The organism is Streptomyces sp. NPDC088812, assembly GCF_044750285.1.
GTDB lineage: Bacteria > Actinomycetota > Actinomycetes > Streptomycetales > Streptomycetaceae > Streptomyces.
The window spans coordinates 45470-64189 of sequence record NZ_JBIVJP010000026.1 but is presented as its reverse complement, the minus strand read 5'-3'; the positions used below and the strand labels follow the sequence as shown (position 1 = coordinate 64189).

Annotated in this window: 19 protein-coding genes and 1 riboswitch; of the genes, 9 read left to right on the top strand and 10 right to left on the bottom strand. The window is 74.0% G+C overall.

Translation table 11 applies throughout. The features are described 5' to 3' along the window. Positions 1-590: 590 nt before the first annotated feature. From ACIP67_RS35820 to ACIP67_RS35810, 3 genes are all read right to left on the bottom strand, one after another. Positions 591-1064 (bottom strand): C40 family peptidase, encoded by a 474-nt coding sequence (locus ACIP67_RS35820; RefSeq protein ID WP_389517124.1) that lies wholly within the window; start codon positions 1062-1064, stop codon positions 591-593. Positions 1065-1067: 3 nt separating this feature from the next. Further along, positions 1068-1280, bottom strand: a riboswitch (cyclic di-AMP (ydaO/yuaA leader). Positions 1281-1619: 339 nt separating this feature from the next. Beyond that, positions 1620-1928 (bottom strand): hypothetical protein, encoded by a 309-nt coding sequence (locus ACIP67_RS35815; protein ID WP_401697511.1) that lies wholly within the window; start codon positions 1926-1928, stop codon positions 1620-1622. A gap of 7 nt (positions 1929-1935) precedes the next feature. Further along, on the bottom strand, positions 1936-2571 hold the full coding sequence (locus tag ACIP67_RS35810; protein WP_401697509.1) for an ATP-dependent Clp protease proteolytic subunit: 636 nt from the start codon (positions 2569-2571) through the stop codon (positions 1936-1938). Between the two features lie 63 nt (positions 2572-2634). On the opposite strand from ACIP67_RS35810, the gene ACIP67_RS35805 reads away from it, so the two are divergent. Further along, positions 2635-2916, top strand: a complete 282-nt coding sequence (locus ACIP67_RS35805) for a type II toxin-antitoxin system Phd/YefM family antitoxin (RefSeq protein WP_401697507.1) — start codon at positions 2635-2637, stop codon at positions 2914-2916. 180 nt (positions 2917-3096) lie between these two features. On the opposite strand, the gene ACIP67_RS35800 is transcribed toward ACIP67_RS35805, so the two are convergent. Further along, positions 3097-4110 carry an ABC transporter permease gene (locus ACIP67_RS35800; RefSeq protein ID WP_401697505.1) on the bottom strand — a complete coding sequence of 338 codons (1014 nt, stop codon included), beginning with the start codon at positions 4108-4110 and terminating at the stop codon, positions 3097-3099. 117 nt (positions 4111-4227) lie between these two features. On the opposite strand from ACIP67_RS35800, the gene ACIP67_RS35795 reads away from it, so the two are divergent. The 7 genes from ACIP67_RS35795 to ACIP67_RS35765 all read left to right on the top strand — a co-directional run bounded on the left by ACIP67_RS35795 (position 4228) and on the right by ACIP67_RS35765 (position 9602). Beyond that, on the top strand, positions 4228-4857 hold the full coding sequence (locus ACIP67_RS35795; protein WP_401697503.1) for a TetR/AcrR family transcriptional regulator: 630 nt from the start codon (positions 4228-4230) through the stop codon (positions 4855-4857). A gap of 134 nt (positions 4858-4991) precedes the next feature. Beyond that, positions 4992-5294 (top strand): urease subunit gamma, encoded by a 303-nt coding sequence (locus ACIP67_RS35790; RefSeq protein WP_067256018.1) that lies wholly within the window; start codon positions 4992-4994, stop codon positions 5292-5294. Between the two features lie 11 nt (positions 5295-5305). Continuing rightward, positions 5306-5617, top strand: a complete 312-nt coding sequence (locus tag ACIP67_RS35785; RefSeq protein ID WP_385077339.1) for an urease subunit beta — start codon at positions 5306-5308, stop codon at positions 5615-5617. Beyond that, a complete protein-coding gene (locus tag ACIP67_RS35780) occupies positions 5610-7331 on the top strand; it encodes an urease subunit alpha (RefSeq protein ID WP_401697502.1) in 1722 nt (573 codons plus the stop codon). Before ACIP67_RS35785 ends, ACIP67_RS35780 begins: the two co-directional genes overlap by 8 nt. A 10-nt stretch (positions 7332-7341) precedes the next feature. Then, positions 7342-8016: an urease accessory protein UreF gene (locus ACIP67_RS35775; RefSeq protein WP_401697500.1), complete on the top strand. Its 675-nt coding sequence runs from the start codon at positions 7342-7344 to the stop codon at positions 8014-8016. Positions 8017-8167: 151 nt separating this feature from the next. Then, on the top strand, positions 8168-8845 hold the full coding sequence (gene ureG, locus ACIP67_RS35770) for an urease accessory protein UreG (RefSeq protein ID WP_401697499.1): 678 nt from the start codon (positions 8168-8170) through the stop codon (positions 8843-8845). 1 nt (position 8846) lies between these two features. Further along, the gene (locus ACIP67_RS35765; RefSeq protein ID WP_401697497.1) at positions 8847-9602 is read left to right on the top strand and encodes an urease accessory protein UreD; all 756 of its coding nucleotides are present in this window, start codon (positions 8847-8849) and stop codon (positions 9600-9602) included. A gap of 143 nt (positions 9603-9745) precedes the next feature. Here the strand turns inward: ACIP67_RS35765 and ACIP67_RS35760 are convergent, their stop codons facing one another. The 6 genes from ACIP67_RS35760 to ACIP67_RS35735 all read right to left on the bottom strand — a co-directional run bounded on the left by ACIP67_RS35760 (position 9746) and on the right by ACIP67_RS35735 (position 17891). Beyond that, complete coding sequence (locus tag ACIP67_RS35760) at positions 9746-10468, bottom strand: lysophospholipid acyltransferase family protein (protein ID WP_401697495.1); 723 nt, start codon at positions 10466-10468, stop codon at positions 9746-9748. Positions 10469-10615: 147 nt separating this feature from the next. Then, positions 10616-12079: a PP2C family protein-serine/threonine phosphatase gene (locus tag ACIP67_RS35755; RefSeq protein ID WP_401697493.1), complete on the bottom strand. Its 1464-nt coding sequence runs from the start codon at positions 12077-12079 to the stop codon at positions 10616-10618. A gap of 89 nt (positions 12080-12168) precedes the next feature. Continuing rightward, entirely contained in the window at positions 12169-14907 is a 2739-nt protein-coding gene (locus ACIP67_RS35750) for a SpoIIE family protein phosphatase (RefSeq protein ID WP_401697492.1), read from the bottom strand. A 270-nt stretch (positions 14908-15177) separates the two neighbouring features. Further along, entirely contained in the window at positions 15178-16404 is a 1227-nt protein-coding gene (gene rocD, locus ACIP67_RS35745; protein WP_401697490.1) for an ornithine--oxo-acid transaminase, read from the bottom strand. Further along, on the bottom strand, positions 16401-17240 hold the full coding sequence (gene ddaH, locus ACIP67_RS35740) for a dimethylargininase (RefSeq protein WP_401697489.1): 840 nt from the start codon (positions 17238-17240) through the stop codon (positions 16401-16403). The genes rocD and ddaH overlap by 4 nt, the downstream gene beginning before the upstream one ends. Before the next feature lie 156 nt (positions 17241-17396). After that, positions 17397-17891: an Lrp/AsnC family transcriptional regulator gene (locus ACIP67_RS35735; protein ID WP_385074656.1), complete on the bottom strand. Its 495-nt coding sequence runs from the start codon at positions 17889-17891 to the stop codon at positions 17397-17399. Between the two features lie 78 nt (positions 17892-17969). On the opposite strand from ACIP67_RS35735, the gene ACIP67_RS35730 reads away from it, so the two are divergent. Then, positions 17970-18719, top strand: a complete 750-nt coding sequence (locus tag ACIP67_RS35730) for a LytR/AlgR family response regulator transcription factor (RefSeq protein ID WP_385074659.1) — start codon at positions 17970-17972, stop codon at positions 18717-18719. Position 18720: the final 1 nt, after the last annotated feature.

Here is an 18720-nt window from a genome sequence, read left to right as displayed (position 1 = left end):
GGAACGAGGAGCGGTGAGGGGGGTGGGGTGTGTGTGGGGGCGGGTGGCGGACGGCTGTGGGGACGGGGTGCGGGGACGGGGTGCGGAGGGCTCGGGGACGTGCGGGTGCGGGGCCAGTGGGAGGTGCGCGGGGAGGCGGGGGCCGCACGGGCGTGGCCGTCCGCCGGACGAGTGGTGTGCGGGGTGCGGGCGCGGGTGTCCGCCGAACGGGTGGTTTCGGAGGGCGTGAGGGCGGGCCGCGCGCTCGGCCGGCAGAGGCGGCGTGGGGGTGGCAGCGGCTGCCGCCGAGGGACCGGGAACGGCCGAGGGCGTGGTGCCGCGCAGCCGGGCGAGGTCCGAGGCGACCGGTGGGGACGGGCGGGGATCGGCGGCTGCGGAGGGCTGTGCAGCCGTGGAGGACTGCGAAGGCTACGGAGGGCCGCGAAGGCTACAGAGGGCTGTCACCGGCTGCGGGCGGCTGTGAACGGCTGTGTGACGGCCCTGGGCGTGGCGCAGACGGCGCGAGGCCGCCTGACCGGCCCCGGGCTCCGGGAGGCGGGCTCCGGAGGCGGTGGCGGCGCGTCAGGGACGCCGCCACCGCCTCCGGAGGGTCACTTGACCCGGCCGTACCAGACGCTCTTGGTCCAGATCTTCTGCAGCCTCACCACGTCCCCGGTCTTCGGGGAGTGCCAGATCTTGCCCTTACCGGCGTAGATCCCGACGTGGTAGACGTACGACCCCGAGTGGAAGAACACGAGGTCCCCGGCCTTGCGCTTGCTCGCCGAGATGTGGGTGGTCTTGTTGTACTGCTGGGCCGCCGTACGAGGCAGTTTCTTGCCCGCCTTCTTGAACGAGTACAGCGTGAGCCCGGAGCAGTCGAACCTGTTCGGCCCGGCGGCTCCGTACCGGTAGGGCGAACCCTTCTTGGAGGCCGCGATCTGGAGTGCCTTCGTCGCCGGGGTGGCGGCCGCCGCTTCGGAGGCGACACCCGGGACCACGATCGAGCCGCCCACGGCGGCGATGGCGAAGGCCGAGGCCGTGCCGGCCCGGGCCATGAGCGACGGGACACGATTCAGCGCAGTCATGCGCAACCCTTCGTCAGCCGCCTGTGAAGGATGACCTGTCGGATTCGGGCTGGCGAAGTTGCCCGGCCGCTGCTGCGGCTTCACCCCAAGGGCTGCTCGGTCCGGTCATGGCGCGACCGCTCCCGGCGACCCGTCGTGCTTGGGTCCTCCACTCCTGCCGATGCACTCCTGTCGACCGGTCATCCGGGCGGCGGCAGGACTCGGCGTCCGCCCGGACCGCCCCGCCGCTTGTGGCGGGGGCTTGTCGTCAGTCAGGGATCTTGGCGCACCGATGTCCGAAAATCCCAACGCAACCGGGGATTTGTGGGGTTACTCACCACTCACCCGTTCGGGTGGACACCCTGATGGCGGGTCAGGTGTCAAGGCGACGACATACCCCCCGACCAGCACTGGAACCCTCCGTTCCGGCGCGGTGCCCCTCATTTCGCGCAACCGCTGTGGGCTGGAAAAAGCAGCCGAGGATGGGCCGCCCGGGGGTACGCCGTTCGGTCCGTTTCAACTCGGGTCCGCGCGTCACGCTTTCGGCGAACACGGAGCCGTCGGGACACCCGTACGTCATCGGTCGGGGAGCGGAGGCATCGTGACGCGCGCCGTGCGGCGCTCCCCGTCGAGCACGCGCAGCGCCCGCGCGAGCGTCGGCGCGTGCAGTTCGCTCTCGCCCCGCTGGTGCATCAGCGTCAGCGCGTCGCGCAGCGCGGTCGCCCTGCTCACCAGCGCCTGGGCGGCGCGCAGTCCGCGGTAGGTGTCGCCGTCGCGGGCGGGGTTGATCCGGCCGAGCAGGTCGACCACCTCCAGGTAACGGTCGATCAACTCGGCCTCGGCCCGGGTCAGCGCGGGCAGCGGGGGCAGCTCGGGAGGCAGCATCGGCGGCTCACCCCACGCCCGGCAGGCCGCCGGAAGCCCTGCGGGCCGGGACCACCCGGTCCGCCAGGCCGTACTCCACGGCCTGGCGGGCGTCGAGGATCCGGTCGCGTTCGAGGTCGGCGCTCACCTGCTCCGGACGGCGCCCGGTGTGCCGTACGAGCATCTCCTCCAGGCGGGTGCGGGTGCGGGCCAGTTCCCCGGCCTGGACGACCAGGTCGCTGGTCTGCCCCCGCACCGGCTCCGGCAGCGCCGGCTGGCGGAGCACCACGCGCGCGCCCGGCAGCACGGACCGCTTGCCCGGTGTGCCCGCGGCCAGCAGGACGGCGGCGGACGAGTCGGCCCGGCCCAGGCAGACGGTCGCCACGTCGCAGGTGACGTACCGCAGCGTGTCGTAGACGGCCGACATCGCGCTGAACGAGCCGCCCGGGGAGTTGACGTACAGCGAGATGTCCCGGTCGGGGTCCCGGTGCTCCAGGTACATGAGCTGGGCCATCACGTCGTTCGCCGCGGTGTCGTCGATCGGCGTGCCCAGGAAGACGATGCGCTCCTCCAGCAGCTTGGAGTACGGGTCCAGCGTCCGGTGCCCAGAGCCGGTGCGTTCGGTGAACTCGGGCAGGACATGGCGGGCGGACGGTCGGGTCATGGGAACCCCCTCCTTGACGTCTGTAAAAAATGTACAGGACGTACGTGACGTTAGAATGGGGTCATGGCCTACGAGATTCCGGTGACGCAAGCCAGGGCAGAGCTCGCCGACCTGATCAACCGGGTGGTGTACGGCGGCGAGCGCGTCGTCGTGACGCGGCACGGCAAGCCCCTCGTCGCCCTGGTCTCCGCCGCCGACCTGGAACGGCTCGACGCGCTCGACGCCCCGGGGGGCGAGCAGGTGATCAGCTCCGTCTCCGCGGTGCGCGAGGCGGCGGCCTCGGCTCCCCGTGAACAGCAGCGGTTCGGGATCGCGGCCGAGCATCGGGGGCCGAACCACCGATAGGCGGCCGCGTCCGGCCGCACCCGGGCGGGTGCGGCCGGACGCGCAGGACCGTGTGCCCTCCGCCGAGGCGGAGGGCACACGGTCGGGGTCGGGGATCCGGTGGCGGCCGGTCCGGGCCGTCGGGCCGCTGGGGCGCCGGTGCGCGTGACTCCCGGTGGGTGCGGCCTGCCGGTGGGGGGGTCAGCCGACGAGGGCGGCCTCCCGGCCGGCGGTCGGTGCGGCGCTCCGCGCGCGGCCCTTCAGCGCGTTCCCCAGCAGCACCGCTCCCAGGCCCAGCGCGGCCCACCAGGTGAGGGTCAGGGCGGGGCCGGTGGCCGCCGCGCCGTCGAAGAAGGACACCGAGCGCAGCAGCGTCGTCCCCGCGCCCGGCGGCAGCCACTGGCCGACCGTGCCGACCGGCTCGGGCAGCATCTCCGGCGCCGAGGCCGCCCCGGAGAACGGGTTGCCGAGGAACATCACCGTGAACGCCGTCAGGCCGATGCCCGCGGGGCCCAGCAGGGCGGCGCACCCGGCCACGGCCGCGCTCACCGCCAGTGTCGACAGGCCGAACGTCGCCGCCTCCGCCCACCAGTCGCCGGGGAGCACCCCCAGCCAGCTGTGCGCGAGGGCCGCCGCGACGAGGCCCACCAGGGCGGCGGTGCCGACCAGCGCGAGCACGGCGCGGACGCCGCGCAGGCCGAGCAGGGTCACCACCGCGCCCGCCGCGATGCCGGCCAGCGCCAGCGGGAGCACGCTCGCGCTCAGCGCCGCCCCGCGCGGGTCGTTCGGGGAGGCGGCGACGACGTCCACCGTCCGGACGTCGGTGCCGTCGGCCGCGGCCTGCCGGTCGACCGCCTGCTGCAACAGCTGGGCGACGACCGGGCTCGCGGCCGACGCGGTCAGCAGCTCGGGGCCCTGGGGAGTGACGACCACGGCGCCGTACACCGTCCGGTCCGCCATGGCGGCTCGGGCCGCGGCCTCGTCGTCGTAGCGGTGGATCTCGAAGGCGCCCTCGTGCTGTTGGAGGGTCTGCTCCACCTGGGTGATCGCGGCCTCGGGGCCGGCCACGCCGAGCGGCAGGTCGCGGGGCGCGGTGCGGGCGGCCGGCCAGGCGAAGGCCCACAGGGCGAGCGCCGCGAGCACGGGGACGAGGACGACGACCGCGATCGCGCGCCGGGCGGGAGCCCTGGTGGCGGGGGTGGGGGCGGTGTTCATGGGGATCTCCTCCGGCTCCGGCTCGAAAAAGAAGGATCGTTCGTTTTAGTTCTGTCACCACCGTGCTCCGCCCCGGGGGCGCTTGTCAAGAAGGAACGTTCGTTTTAGTTTTGGGTCATGGCACGCGTATCCCAGGCCCACCTCGACGCCCGCCGCCGGCAGATCCTCGACGCCGCCGCGCTCTGCTTCGCGCGCAACGGCTTCCACGCCACCTCCATGCAGGACGTCCTGAAGGAGGCCGATCTCTCGGCCGGCGCCGTGTACCGGTACTTCGCCGGCAAGGACGAGCTGATCGCCGCGATCGTCTCGGAGGTGCTGGGCGAGGTCCGGGCCGCCTTCGAGGCGGCGGCCGAGCAGAGCCCGCCCCCGCCGCCCGACCGCCTCGTGCCCGCGGTCCTCGACCGGACCCTGGGCCTGCGCGAGTCCCTCACCGTGGACGGCGTTCCCGCCTTCCCCCGCCTGGTCGTCCAGGTCTGGTCGGAGATCCCGCGCAACGACACCCTCGCGGACGTCCTGCGCGAGGGCTACACCGTCGTGCGCGCGGCGTGGGCGCGGATCGTCGAGGCCCACCAGGCGGCCGGGACGATGCGCTCGGACGTACCGCCGGACCACGTGGCCCGCACGATGATCGCCACCGTCCTCGGCTTCATCGCCCAGCAGTCCCTGTTCGGGCCGGCCTCGGTGGACGTCCTGCGGGACGGCCTGCGCGCGTTGATGAGTATGCCGGGCACCGACCCCGGGACCTGACGCTCACACCGCTCGGGTAACGTGCGTGAAACGCGGCCCAACTACCCTGCCCCTTCACGCCACCTGGGACTTTTCCCTCGTGGCCGCGGCAACCGGGTCCCGCGAAGGTCCGGAGCGAGGATGTGAGGTGGGACGTGCAACTGACGCCGCACGAGCAAGAGAGGCTGCTGATCCACGTGGCGGCCGACGTCGCCGAGAAGCGCCGCGCGCGCGGGCTGAGGCTCAACCACCCCGAGGCCGTCGCCCTCATCACCGCGCACATCCTCGAAGGGGCACGGGACGGCCGGACGGTCGCCGAGCTCATGGCATCCGGCCGCAAGCTGCTCACCCGCGACGACGTCATGGAGGGCATCCCCGAGATGATCCACGACGTCCAGGTCGAGGCGACCTTCCCGGACGGAACCAAGCTCGTCACCGTCCACGACCCGATCGTCTGAGAGGGGCCCCGATGATTCCCGGAGAGATCCTCTTCGCCGAGGACCCGATCGTGTACAACGAGGGCCGCGAGGTCACCCGGCTCACCGTCCTCAACGCCGCCGACCGGCCCGTCCAGGTCGGCTCCCACTACCACTTCGCCGAGGCCAACCCCGGTCTGGAGTTCGACCGCGCCGCCGCCCGCGGCAAGCGGCTGAACGTTCCCGCGGGCACCGCCGTGCGCTTCGAGCCGGGGCTGCCCGTCGACGTCGCCCTCGTCCCCCTCACCGGCGCCCGCGTGGTGCCCGGGCTGCGCGGCGAGACCGGAGGCGCCCTCGATGCCTGAGATCTCCCGTGCCGCGTACGCCGACCTGTTCGGCCCCACCACCGGTGACCGTATCCGGCTCGCCGACACCGACCTGATCGTCGAGATCGAGGAGGACCGCTCCGGCGGTCCCGGACTCGCCGGTGACGAGGCCGTGTTCGGCGGCGGCAAGGTCATCCGCGAGTCCATGGGCCAGTCCCGCGCCACCCGCGCGGACGGCGCGCCCGACACCGTCGTCACCGGCGCCGTGATCGTGGACCACTGGGGGATCGTCAAGGCCGACGTCGGCATCCGCGACGGCCGGATCACCGGCATCGGCAAAGCGGGCAACCCCGACACCATGGACGGGGTCCACCCGGACCTGGTGATCGGCCCGGAGACCGAGATCATCGCCGGCAACGGCCGCATCCTCACCGCCGGAGCCGTCGACGCGCACGTCCACTTCATCTGCCCGCAGATCGCCGACGAGGCGCTCGCGGCGGGCGTCACCACGCTCGTCGGCGGCGGCACCGGGCCCGCCGAGGGCTCCAAGGCGACGACCGTGACGCCCGGCCCCTGGCACCTCGCCCGCATGCTGGAGGCGATGGAGCAGTACCCGCTGAACATCGGCTTCCTCGGCAAGGGCAACACCGTCTCCCACGAGGCGATGCTGTCGCAGATCCGGGGCGGGGCGCTGGGCCTCAAACTGCACGAGGACTGGGGCTCCACGCCGGCCGTCATCGACGCCTCGCTGACCGTCGCAGAGCAGACCGGCATCCAGGTCGCCATCCACACTGACACCCTCAACGAGGCCGGATTCGTGGGCGACACGCTCGCCGCGATCGCCGGCCGCGGCATCCACGCCTACCACACCGAGGGCGCCGGCGGCGGGCACGCGCCCGACATCATGACCGTCGTCTCCGAGCCGCACGTCCTGCCCAGCTCGACCAACCCGACGCGGCCGTACACCGTGAACACCGCCGAGGAACACCTCGACATGCTGATGGTGTGCCACCACCTCAACCCCGCGGTGCCCGAGGACCTGGCGTTCGCCGAGTCCCGGATCCGGCCCTCGACCATCGGCGCGGAGGACGTCCTCCACGACCTGGGCGCCATCTCCATCATCTCCTCCGACGCGCAGGCCATGGGGCGGGTCGGCGAGGTCGTCCTGCGGACCTGGCAGACCGCGCACGTGATGAAGCGGCGGCGGGGCGCGCTGCCCGGGGACGGCCGGGCCGACAACCGGCGGGTACGGCGGTACGTCGCCAAGTACACGATCAACCCGGCGCTCGCCCAGGGCCTCGCCCGGGAGATCGGCTCCGTCGAGACGGGCAAGCTCGCCGACCTCGTGCTGTGGGAACCGGCGTTCTTCGGCGTCAAGCCGCACCTCGTCCTCAAGGGCGGGCAGATCGCGTACGCGCAGATGGGCGACGCCAACGCCTCCATCCCGACCCCGCAGCCCATCCTGCCCCGCCCGATGTACGGGGCGATCGGCCGGGCACCGGCCGCCAACTCCGTCAACTTCGTGGCCCCGCTCGCCCTCGACGACGGGCTGCCGGAACGGCTGGGCCTCGGCAAGAGGTTCGTCGCCATCGACTCCACGCGGGGCGTGACCAAGGCGGACATGCGGGAGAACGACGCCCGGCCCCGGGTCGAGGTCGACCCCGACAGCTTCGCCGTGCGCGTCGACGGGGAACTCGTCGAGGCGACACCGGCCGCGGAACTGCCCATGGCCCAGCGCTACTTCCTCTTCTGAGGACGCCGGTATGACAAGGGCAGCACTTCTTGTCCTGGCCGACGGCCGCTTCCCCGCGGGAGGGCACGCGCACTCCGGCGGGGCGGAGGAAGCCGTCAAGGCCGGACGGATCACCGGCGCGGCGAGCCTGGAGGACTTCTGCCGCGGACGGTTGCACACGGCGGGGCTGGTGGCGGCCGCCCTGGCGGCGGCCGCCGCGGCCGGCGCCGACCCGGCGGAACTCGACGCGGCGGCCGACGCCCGGACCCCGTCCCCCGCGCTGCGCACGGCCGCGCGGAAACTGGGACGGCAGCTGACGCGAGCGGCCCGCGCGGTCTGGCCGAGCGACGAACTGGACGCCCTGGCGCGGGCGTTCCCCAAGGGCGCCCACCAGCCGGTGGTACTGGGCCTGGCGGCCCGCGCGGCCGGACTCGGACCCGAGGACGCGGCGCACTGCGCGGCGTACGAGAGCGTGAGCGGACCGGCGACGGCGGTGGTGCGGCTGCTGAGCCTCGACCCCTTCTCGGCCACGGCGGTGCTGGCACGGCTGGCGCCGGAGACGGACCGGGTGGTCGACCGGGCGGTCGCGGCGGGGCGGGCGGCGGTGGCCGCCGGGATCGACGCGCTGCCGTCCGCCTCCGCACCGCTGCTCGAGATCGGGGCGGAGGGGCATGCGGGGTGGCCGGTGCGGCTGTTCGCGTCGTGAGAGTGCCTCTCCCTGAAGGGGCTCCGCCCCTTCGACCCCGTCAGGGGGCTGCCGCCCCCTGGCCCCCGCTTCGGCCCTGAACGGGCCTCGTCCTCAAACGCCGGACGGGCTGGATGGGCCTGACCGGCGTTCGCAAGCGAAGGAGTTCCACGTGCACCTCGATCACTCCCACCCCGTCACCCCGGCCGTCGGTGCCGACGCCCGTCGTCCCGACGGCTCGCGGCGCGCCCTCCGTATCGGGCTCGGCGGTCCCGTCGGGTCGGGGAAGACCGCGACCGTCGCCGCGCTCTGCCGTGCCCTGCGGGACGAACTCTCCCTGGCCGTCGTGACCAACGACATCTACACGCGGGAGGACGCGGAGTTCCTGCTCCGGGAGGCGGTGCTGCCGCCGGAACGGATCGCTGCCGTCGAGACGGGTGCCTGTCCGCACACCGCCATCCGGGACGACATCTCCGCCAACCTCGAGGCCGTGGAGGACCTGGAGGACGAGGTGGGGCCGCTGGACCTGATCCTCGTCGAGTCCGGGGGCGACAACCTGACCGCCACCTTCTCCAAGGGCCTGGTGGACGCCCAGATCTTCGTCATCGACGTCGCCGGCGGGGACGACATCCCGCGCAAGGGAGGGCCCGGCGTCACCACCGCCGACCTGCTCGTCGTCAACAAGACCGACCTCGCCCCGTACGTCGGGTCCGATCTCGCCCGGATGGCCGCCGACGCCAAGGCACAGCGCGCCGAACTGCCCGTCGTGTTCCAGTCGCTGAGGGGTGCGACCGGTGTGCGGGACGTCGCCGGGTGGGTGCGGGAGCAGCGCGCCGCGTGGGTGGCGTGAGATGAGCGGTGTGCACGCCACCGCCCGGATCCGCGCGCGGGTGGACGGGCGCGGCGGGACCGCCCTGCCCGTCCTGGAGAGCGACGGACCCCTCGCGCTGCGGCGTACCCGCGGCGGTGACGGCGGCCAGGCGCGCGTCCTGCTCGTCGGCGCGATGAGCGGCCCCCTCGGCGGCGACCGCCTCGCCGTCGAGGCGGCCGTCGACAGCGGTGCCCGGCTGCGCCTGGGCTCGGCCGCCGCCACCATCGCCCTGCCGGGCCAGGGCAAGGAGGAGGCCCGCTACGACGTACGGATCGACGTCGCCGACGACGGTGAACTGCACTGGCTGCCCGAGCCGTTGATCTCCGCACAGGGCAGTGACCTGTATGTCACCACGCACGTCGGACTGGCGCCCCGGGCCCGGCTCGTGCTGCGTGAGGAGCAGGTGCTCGGGCGGGTGGGGGAGGAGCCGGGGCGCCTGACCAGCCGCCTCGTCGTACGGGTCGGCGGACGGCCCGTGCTCGACCAGCAGCTGGCCTGCGGTCCGGGCGCCCCCGGCGGCTGGGACGGGCCCGCCGTCCTCGGGGGACACCGCGCCCTCGGCCAACTGGTCGTCGTACGGCCCGAGTTCCGTGACCGGCCGGTGACCGCCCAGGCCCTCGGCGACACCGCCACCCTCGTGCCGCTGGCCGGGCCGGCCGCCCTGGTGACCGCCGTCGCCCCGGACGGTCTGCGGCTGCGGCGCATCCTCGACGAGGCGCTCATGTCCCTGGAGTGACGTCCGCGTTCGTTCGGGCGCGGCGTGCGGTCGGCGGCGCGTGGCGGGAGGCCTACGCAGCACGCCGGCAGCCGGTCTTCTCCGGGCCGGTGGGACGGGCGCGGACCGCGCCGATCGCCGCTGCCGTCGTCGTACGGCGCGTGTCAGCTGAGCGGCAGCCGCGGGAACCTGCGCGCCTTCGCCCGGGCGGACTCCTCCTCCGCCTTGACCACGGCCGCGTACCGGTCGACGTACTCCTGCTCCGACAACGTGAGGATCGTGTACATGATCTCGTCGGTGACCGCGCGCAGGACCGTCTTGTCGTTCTCCATGCCGGCGTAGCGGGAGAAGTCCAGGGGCTCGCCGAAGCGGATGACCACGGGACGGAAGGAGGGGATCTTCTTGCCGGGCGGCTGCGCCTCGAAGGTGCCGATCATGGCGCAGGGGACGACCGGCACCCCGGCCTTCAGGGCCATCACCGCGACGCCCACCTTGCCCTTGTAGAGGCGCCCGTCGTGCGAGCGGGTGCCCTCCGGGTAGATGCCCAGCAACTCGTCCTTGCGCAGGACGCCGAGGCCCTCGCGGATCGCGGCCTGGCCGGCCTCCTTGCCGGAGCGGTCGACCGGGATCTGCCCGACGCTGCGGAAGAACGCGGCGGTCAGCCGGCCCTTGATGCCGGGGCCGGTGAAGTACTCGGCCTTGGCGAGGAAGGTGATCCGCCGTTTGAGGACCGCCGGCATCAGGAAGTGGTCGGAGAACGACAGGTGGTTGCCGGCGATGATCGCCGCGCCGGACGCCGGTACGTGCTCCAGCCCCTCTGTCCGGGGCCGGAACAGCAGCCGCAGCAGCGGCCCCAGCACCACGTACTTCAGGAGGTGGTAGAACAAGGCGTCGCTCCTCAGTCCGGCCGACCGGCGGGGCCGCCGTGTTCCGGCAGGTCGACCGGCACGGTGTGGGTGCCAGTGTAGGCGGGGGCGGGTGCGCCCGGAACCCGGAGGCTGACGGCACGTCACTCCGGACCACGGGGTACCCCTTCACAGCCGCACGATGACGAGCGCCGTGTCGTCGGTCGTGCCACCGGGCGGCAGCAGCTCCAGCAGGACGGAGTCGGCCAGGGTCTCGGGGTCCTCGGTCCGGTGCCGGGCGAGGGCCTCCGTCAGACGGGCCAGGCCGGTGTCGATGGCCTCGCGCCGCCGTTCCACCAGGCCGTCGGTGTACAGCGCCAGTGTGGCGCCGGTGTCGAAGGAGGTGGTCGCCTGCGGCCGGGGGACCGGGTCGGGCCGGGCGTCGAGCGGGGGATCGGTCGCCCGGTCGAGCAGTTCCACCCGGCCCGAGGGGTGCACCAGCACGGGCGGGAGGTGGCCGGCGCTGCTGTACGTGATGGTGTGGTGGTCGAAGTCGACGAACGTGGTGACCGCCGTGGCCGCCTCCGCGCCGTCCACCACGTGCGCGTACCGGCCCAGCACGTCCAGGGCCTGGGCGGGACCCGCGGCCATCCGGGAGGCGGCGCTGAGCGCGCTGCGCAGCTGGCCCATCACCCCGGCCGCCGCCAGGCCGTGCCCGACGACGTCGCCGACGGCCACGCCGATGCGGTGGCCGCCGACGAGGTCGACCAGGTCGTACCAGTCCCCGCAGACGTTGAGCGCGCCGACCGCGGGCCGGTAGCGCACGGCCGCGCTGTGGTGGCGGACCCGTCCGGGCGCGGGCAGCATCGCCTCCTGGAGGGCGAGGGCAACCTCGCGCTCACGGGCGTGGGCCCGCCGCAGCCGCTCGTTGACCTCCTGGAGTTCGCGGGCGCGGGTGTACAGCTCGGCCTCCAGCGCGTGCGGCGGGCTCTCCGTCCGGCCTGCCGACCGGTTCTCCGTCCGGCCTGCCGACCGGTTCTCCGACTGGCTCCCCGGCTGGTTTTTTGACTGGCTCCCCGGCTGGTTCCCGGACCGGCCGCCGCCACGGGCCCGGAGCAGTTCGGTGATCTCCTCGACGCGGTGCACCACCAGCACCACGGAGCCGTCCGCCCCGCGTACGGGCGCGTTGACCGGGCTCCAGTAGCGCTCCTCCCACTCGTCGGGCCGGTCGACCGGCTGGACGTCGTAGCGTTGCAGGGCCATGGCGTCGCGCTCGCCGGTGGCCAGCACCCGGCGCAGCGAGGCCTCCAGATTGCGCACGCCGTCCGCGGAGGGGTTGTTCGGGTTGTCCGGGAAGACCTCGAAGAGATGGCGTCCGACCACCTGCTCGCGCCGGCGTCCAGCCAGGCGCAGGAACGCCTCGTTGGCGTCGGCGAAGACCAGCCCGGGGGTCAGCAGGGACACGCTGCCGGGCAGCGCCTGGAACACCGCGGCGTAGTCGACCGCCGCTTCGGCCCCCGTTCCGCTCCCCGTCCCGGTCCCGGGGCGGGTTTCCTCGCCGACGGCGGTCCCGCTCCCGGTCGCGACTCCGGCACCGGCAGTGGTGCCGATGCCGGTACCGGCCCCGTCCGTTCCGCCCGATCCATGCCCCATCCGACCCACGCCCCGTCCGACCCTTGCCGCGTATGTCGATATTGGGACATTTTGTCACGAACGTCGCTCGGCGGGGAGCGGCGGCCGCGTCACAGCTCCGGTCCCGTGAGCGACTGCTCGGCCCAGATGATCTTCCCGCCGGGGACGAAACGGGTGCCCCAGCGCCGGGTGACCTGCGAGACCAGCAGCAGCCCCCGCCCACCCTCGTCCGTGGTGCGCGGATGACGCAGATGGGGCGCGGTGGTGACGCCGTCGTGCACTTCGCAGACCAGGGCGCGCTCACGGATCAGCCGCAGCCGGATGGGACCGGCGGCGTGCCGGATCGCGTTGGTGACGAGTTCGCTGACCACCAGTTCCGTGGTGAAGGACAGCTCGGTGAGGTCCCACTCGGCCAGCCGGCGGCTCGCGGCCTTGCGGGCCTCGGCGACCGCGGCCGGGTCGGCGGGCAGCTCCCAGTCCGCGACCTGGCCGGGGGAGAGACGGCGGGTGCGGGCCATCAGCAGCGCCACGTCGTCGTGCGGCCGGTCCGGGACGAGGACGTCGATCACCGCCCGGCAGCGCAGGTCCAGCGCGGAGTCCTGCCGGGCGAGGGCCCGCCGCAGCCGCTCCCGGTCGGTGTGCAGCGCCCACTCCTCGCCCCCGGCCAGCAGACCGTCGGTGTGCAGGGCGAGCGTGCTGTCCGGCGCCAGCAGCAGCTCGGTCGACTCGAACGGCGGCCCGCCGGCGCCCAGGGGCGGCCCCTGCGGCAGGTCGACGAAGGTGACCGTGCCGTCGGGCAGCACGACGGCCGGCGCGGGATGCCCGGCGGCGGCCATCGCGCAGTGGCCGTCGACGGGGTCGTACACGACGTACAGGCACCCCGACCCCACCGCCTCCGGGGCCTCCACCTCCGCCTCCGGCCCGCCGACCTCCTCCCGGGCCGTGCAGGCGACCAGGTCGTCGAGGTGGGCGAGGATCTCGTCCGGCGGCAGGTCCAGGGCGGCGAGCGTCCGCACGGCGGTCCGCAGCCGCCCCATGGCCGCGGCGGCGTAGATGCCGTGTCCGGGCACCTCGCCCACCACGAGCGCCACCCGTGCGCCCGACAGCGGGATCAGGTCGTACCAGTCCCCGCCGATGCCGGTCAGTTCGTCGGCCGGCAGGTAGCAGGCGGCCACCTCGACGGCGTCCTGCTCGGGCAGCCGGTGGGGGAGCAGGCTGCGCTGGAGCACGAGCGCCGCGTCGCGCTCGCGGGTGTAGCGGCGGGCGTTGTCCACGCAGACGGCCGCCCGCGACACCAGGTCCTCGGCCAGCGCGACGTCGTCCTCGGCGAAGGGCTCCTTGCCGGGGTGGCGCAGGAACGTCGTGATGCCCAGGGTCGTGCCGCGCGCCCGGACCGGCACCACCAGCACACGGGGCGGCCCGGCGTGCGCCCCGCCGACCGCGGGCAGCGCGGGCCCCCATTCCCCGGCCTCCTCGAGCCGCTCCGCCCGCCAGGGCCGCCCGGTGACCAGACAGCCCACGGGAGGCGACCCGGCCGGGTACGCGACGACGGGATACGCCCCGGCCCCGGCACCGACCCCAGCCCCGACGTCGGCGCGCCCGGAGCCGGAGCCGCACGCCGTACCCGTGCCGGAGCCCGTGCCCGAGCCGCACGCCGTACCCGAGCCGGAGCCGGAGCCGGAGCCCGTGCCGGACGCCGTACCCGTGCCGGAGCCCGCGCCGGACGCCGTACCCGAGCCGGAGCCGGAGCCGGAATCCGTGCCCGAGCCCGTGCCCGTGCCGGACGCCGTACCCGTGCCGGAGCCCGCGCCGGACGCCGTACCCGAGCCGGAGCCGGAGCCGGAGCCCGTGCCCGAGCCGGTGAGGTCGTCACCGGTTTCCTCCGTTCCCGACCGCTGCCCGACCCTGAGCAGCACCACGGTCTCGCCCGGCACCCGCTCCACGGCGGGTTCCGCCCCCCGCAGCACCGGCTCCAGCAGGTCCACGGCGACGGCGTCGGCGAAACCGGCCGCCGCCACGTCGGCGAGCTCCTGCGCGGTCCGCGCGATGTCCAGACTGCGGCCGATGCGCCGCCCGGCCCGGTCCAGCAGGGCCAGGCGCCGCCGGGCACGGTGGCGGTCGGTGATGTCCACGACCGTGTAGTACACGCCCATCGGACGCCCGTGCTCGTCGTCGAGGCGGGTGAACGACATGACGTGCGCCGTCTCCCGGTGCGGCGCCGCCCGGACGCGCCCCACGTGCTCGTAGCCGACGACGGTCTCACCGCTCTCCAGCACGCGCCGCATCTCGGCCTCGACCGCCTCCGCGTCCAGGCCCGGCTGGACGTCCGCGAACCGCAGACCCAGCCGGCGCTCGGGCGGGCCGCCGCCGAACCGGCTCAGGGCCGTGTTCGACCACACGAAGCGCAGATCGGTGTCGACGATGGCGATACCGATCGGCGAACCGGCCACCAGCTGCTCCAGCACCTGACGGCTCATGCTCCAGCCGGGGGCGTCGCCCCTCTCGCACAGCAGCATCAGCCAGCGCCCCGGCCCGCCGAGCTCGTCCGCCGAGGTGATCCGGACCATGAGCGGCATCGGCCGGCCGTCCGCGCGGCGGGCCGCCAGCAGCCCCGCCCACCCGCCGTCCCGGCGGCACCGCTCCAGCACGTCCGGCATCCGCTCGGCGTCCCCGTGGGCCAGCAGCCCGGCCAGGTCCTTGCCCACCGCCTCGACGGCCGCGTACCCCAGCAGCCGCTCGGCGTCCCGGGTCCAGCTCGTCACCACACCCCGTGCGTCGAGCAGCAGGGGCGCGGCGTCCGCCACGTCGAACCGCCGGCGGGCAACGTCGTCCTCGTCGTATGAGCCCACGGTCGACCTCTCTGTCGCTGAGAGTGGTCCGCCACCACCTGCCTCCATCTTCACCCTGCGCATCCACGATGTGCGCGACGCGGGTCCCCCCCGGCGGGGGCGGGTTCCTGCGGCGGCGGCGGTCCCCACGGCGAAGGGGGGCGGCAGGGGAGGCCGCCCCGGTACGCGACCGCGGTGCGCCCCGTCCCGTGCCGCGCACCGGAACGGCACGGCGTGCGGCGGCCGCGGGCCCGCGGCCGCCCTCCTCCCGTGTCCCGTCGGGCGGAGCCCTCAGCCCGCCCGGCGCAACACCCGCTCCAGCGCCCCCAGGGCCGACTCCAGCTCCTCCGCGGTGATCGTCAGCGGCGGTGCCAGCCGGATCGTGGAGCCGTGCGTGTCCTTGACCAGGACGCCCTCCGCCAGCAGCCGCTCCCCGATCTCCCGACCGGTGCCCACCGCCGGGTCCACGTCGACCCCCGCCCACAGCCCGCGCGCGCGGAAGCCCACCACGCCCTTGCCGACCAGCCCGGCCAGACCGTCCCGCAGCACGACGCCCAGCTCGGCCGCCCGCCGCTGGAACTCGCCCGTCGCCAGCAGCTCCACCACCGCCGTGCCGACCGCGGCCGCCAGCGGATTGCCCCCGAAGGTCGACCCGTGCTCACCCGGACGCAGGACGCCCAGCACCTCACGCCGCGCGACGACCGCCGACACCGGCACGATGCCGCCGCCCAGCGCCTTGCCGAGCAGCAGCACGTCGGGCACGACGCCCTCGTGCTCCACGGCCAGTGTGCGGCCCGTGCGGCCCAGCCCGGACTGGATCTCGTCGGCGACGAACAGGCACCCGGCCCGTCGGGTCAGCTCACGGACGCCCGCGAGGTAGCCGTCGTCGGGGATGACGACGCCCGCCTCGCCCTGGATCGGCTCGATCAGCACCGCCGCGGTCGTCTCGTCGACCGCCGCCTCCATCGCCGCGAGGTCGTTGTACGGCACGATCCGGAAGCCGGGGGTGAACGGCCCGAAGCCCCGCCGGGCCGTCTCGTCCGTCGAGAAGCTCACGATCGTCGTCGTACGGCCGTGGAAGTTGTCCGCCGCCACCACGATCGTGGCCCGGTCGGCCGGGACGCCCTTCACCTCGTACGCCCATTTGCGGGCCACCTTGACGCCGCTCTCGACCGCCTCGGCGCCGGTGTTCATCGGCAGCACCATGTCCAGGCCCGTCAGCTCCGCGAGCCGCTCGGCGAACTCGGCGAGCCGGTCGTTGTGGAAGGCGCGGGAGGTGAGGGTGAGACGGTCCAGCTGGCGGTGCGCCGCCTCGACCAGCGCCGGATGGCGGTGGCCGAAGTTCAGCGCCGAGTAGCCGGCCAGCATGTCGAGGTACCGGCGCCCCTCGACGTCCTCCACCCAGGCGCCCTCGGCGCGCGCCACCACCACGGGCAGCGGGTGGTAGTTCTGGGCCAGGACGGGCTCCTCGGCCCGGATCAGGTCGGCGGAGGTACGCGTACGGGCGGGTGCGGTCATGAGCGGATCTCCTGGGTGCAGCACTTGATGCCGCCGCCGGCCTTCTGGAACTCCGAGAGGTCGACGGGGACGGGGACATAGCCACGATCGGCCAGACGGGCCGCGAGCGCCTCCGCACGCGGGGCGATGAAGACGTGACGGCCGTCGGAGACGGAGTTGAGCCCGAACGCCAGCGCGTCCTCGCGGGTCGCGAGCACCGCGTCCGGGTACAGCCGCGCCAGCACCTCCCGGCTGCCCGGCGAGAACGCCTCCGGGTAGTACGCGATGTTCGCGATGTCCGCGACGCCCTCCGCGGGGCCTCCGTCCAGCACGAACAGCGCCGTGTCGAGGTGGTAGAAGTGCGGGTCCACCAGCGTCAGGCCGATGACCGGGTGGCCGAAGAACTCCTGCGCCTCGCGGTGCGCCTCCCGGGTCGTGCGGAACCCGGTGCCCGCCAGCAGGTACCGTCCCGTCCACACCAGGTCGCCCTCGCCCTCGCAGACGGACTCGGGCCGGTGGACGTCGTAGCCCGCCGCCTTGAACCAGGTGTCGTAGTGCACGGACTCGGGGCGCCGCTGCGGCGCGTGGAAGAGGGAGCCGAAGACGCGGCCGTCCACGACGACCGCCGAGTTCGCGGCGAAGACCATGTCGGGCAGCCCGGGGACCGGCTCCACGGTGTCCACGGTGTGGCCGTGGGCGCGGTAGGCGCGGATCAGGGCCTGCCACTGGTCACGGGCGAGGTCGACGTCGACGGGGGTGTCGGGATGCATCCAGGGGTTGATCGCGTACTGCACGGCGAAGTGTCTGGGGTCACAGACCAGGAAGCGCCGAGAACGCGGCACACGGCTGACGGTCACAGAGGGGTTCCTCCGCTTTTCCTACGGCGTCGACGGTGATGTCGACTTGTGGTTGACACCACGGTAGGAAGCGACAGGACGCCCGACAAGGAACGATCACTGCGTGTTCACGCACGATCGCTGCGCAGTCGCCCCACCGGACGCACGACCGCTGCGTCAGCCGCCGTCGTCGGGAGCCACCTGGGTGGCGCCGGCCTCCGGGCTCTCCGGCAACAGGTGCGACAGCACCATCACACTGATCGTCTTCCGGATGAACGGCTCGACCCGGATGCGCTCCAGCACCTCCTCGAAGTGCTCCACGTCCCGCGCCCGCACGTGCAGCAGGGCGTCCGCCCCACCGGTCACCGTCATCGCCGCGGTGATCTCCGGATGGTTGCGCACCACCTCCGCGAGCCGCCGCGGCGGCGCCGCGCCCTCGCAGTACACCTCCACGTACGCCTCCGTGCGCCAGCCCAGCGCCGACGGCCGCACCGTCGCCGTGAACCCCGTGATCACCCCGCTGTCCCGCAGCCGGTCCACCCGGCGCTTGACCGCCGTCGCCGACAGCCCGACCGCCGAGCCGATCTCGGCGAAGCTCGTCCTGGCGTTTGCCATCAACGCGGTGAGGATCTTCCGGTCGAGTCCGTCGAACGGCGGCGGTGTGCTGCTCATGTCGGCACTGTATCCAGCGGATACGTCCATGCCCCGGCACGTGTCCAGCCGTGCGGATCGCCCCTACACTCCACGTTCATGCTGCGCGCCCTCGCCGTCGACGACGAACGCCCCTCGCTGGAGGAACTGCTGTACCTGCTCGCCGCCGATCCCCGGATCGGCAGCGTGGAGGGCGCCGGTGACGCGACCGAGGCACTGCGCCGGATCAACCGCGCCCTGGAGTCCGGCCCCGACGGCCCCGAAGCCGTCGACGTCGTCTTCCTCGACATCCAGATGCCCGGCCTCGACGGCCTCGACCTGGCCCGGCTGCTCACCGGCTTCGCCCGCCCGCCGCTGGTCGTGTTCGTCACCGCCCACGAGGACTTCGCCGTCCAGGCCTTCGACCTCAAGGCCGTCGACTACGTCCTCAAGCCGGTCCGCGCGGAACGCCTCGCCGAGGCCGTACGCCGGGCCGCCGAGCTGCGCGGCACCGCACCCCGCATCCCGGTCCACGAGCCCGACCCCGACCACATACCCGTCGAGCTCGGCGGAGTGACCCGGTTCGTCGCCGTCGACGACATCACCCACGTCGAGGCCCGGGGCGACTACGCCCGGCTGCACACCGACCGCGGCAGCCACCTCGTGCGGATCCCGCTCTCCACCCTGGAGGAGCGCTGGCGGGCCCGCGGCTTCGTCCGCATCCACCGCCGGCACCTCGTCGCCCTGCGCCACGTCGCCGAGCTCCGCCTCGACGCGGGCACCGTGAGCGTCCTGGTCGGCGGCGAGGAGCTCCAGGTCAGCCGCCGGCACGCCCGTGAACTGCGGGACCTGCTGATGAGGAGGCCGTGAC

What these genes read in the sequence shown, in the direction of transcription:
- ACIP67_RS35800 (WP_401697505.1), bottom strand. Translation starts at nt 4,110, where the DNA reads ATGAACACCGCCCCCACCCCCGCCACCAGGGCTCCCGCCCGGCGCGCG.
- ACIP67_RS35755 (WP_401697493.1), bottom strand. Translation starts at nt 12,079, where the DNA reads ATGGGGCATGGATCGGGCGGAACGGACGGGGCCGGTACCGGCATCGGC.
- ACIP67_RS35820 (WP_389517124.1), bottom strand. Translation starts at nt 1,064, where the DNA reads ATGACTGCGCTGAATCGTGTCCCGTCGCTCATGGCCCGGGCCGGCACG.
- ACIP67_RS35735 (WP_385074656.1), bottom strand. Translation starts at nt 17,891, where the DNA reads ATGAGCAGCACACCGCCGCCGTTCGACGGACTCGACCGGAAGATCCTC.
- ACIP67_RS35815 (WP_401697511.1), bottom strand. Translation starts at nt 1,928, where the DNA reads ATGCTGCCTCCCGAGCTGCCCCCGCTGCCCGCGCTGACCCGGGCCGAG.
- ACIP67_RS35730 (WP_385074659.1), top strand. Translation starts at nt 17,970, where the DNA reads ATGCTGCGCGCCCTCGCCGTCGACGACGAACGCCCCTCGCTGGAGGAA.
- ACIP67_RS35795 (WP_401697503.1), top strand. Translation starts at nt 4,228, where the DNA reads ATGGCACGCGTATCCCAGGCCCACCTCGACGCCCGCCGCCGGCAGATC.
- rocD (WP_401697490.1), bottom strand. Translation starts at nt 16,404, where the DNA reads ATGACCGCACCCGCCCGTACGCGTACCTCCGCCGACCTGATCCGGGCC.
- ACIP67_RS35775 (WP_401697500.1), top strand. Translation starts at nt 7,342, where the DNA reads ATGACAAGGGCAGCACTTCTTGTCCTGGCCGACGGCCGCTTCCCCGCG.
- ACIP67_RS35780 (WP_401697502.1), top strand. Translation starts at nt 5,610, where the DNA reads ATGCCTGAGATCTCCCGTGCCGCGTACGCCGACCTGTTCGGCCCCACC.
- ACIP67_RS35810 (WP_401697509.1), bottom strand. Translation starts at nt 2,571, where the DNA reads ATGACCCGACCGTCCGCCCGCCATGTCCTGCCCGAGTTCACCGAACGC.
- ACIP67_RS35805 (WP_401697507.1), top strand. Translation starts at nt 2,635, where the DNA reads ATGGCCTACGAGATTCCGGTGACGCAAGCCAGGGCAGAGCTCGCCGAC.
- ACIP67_RS35765 (WP_401697497.1), top strand. Translation starts at nt 8,847, where the DNA reads ATGAGCGGTGTGCACGCCACCGCCCGGATCCGCGCGCGGGTGGACGGG.
- ACIP67_RS35785 (WP_385077339.1), top strand. Translation starts at nt 5,306, where the DNA reads ATGATTCCCGGAGAGATCCTCTTCGCCGAGGACCCGATCGTGTACAAC.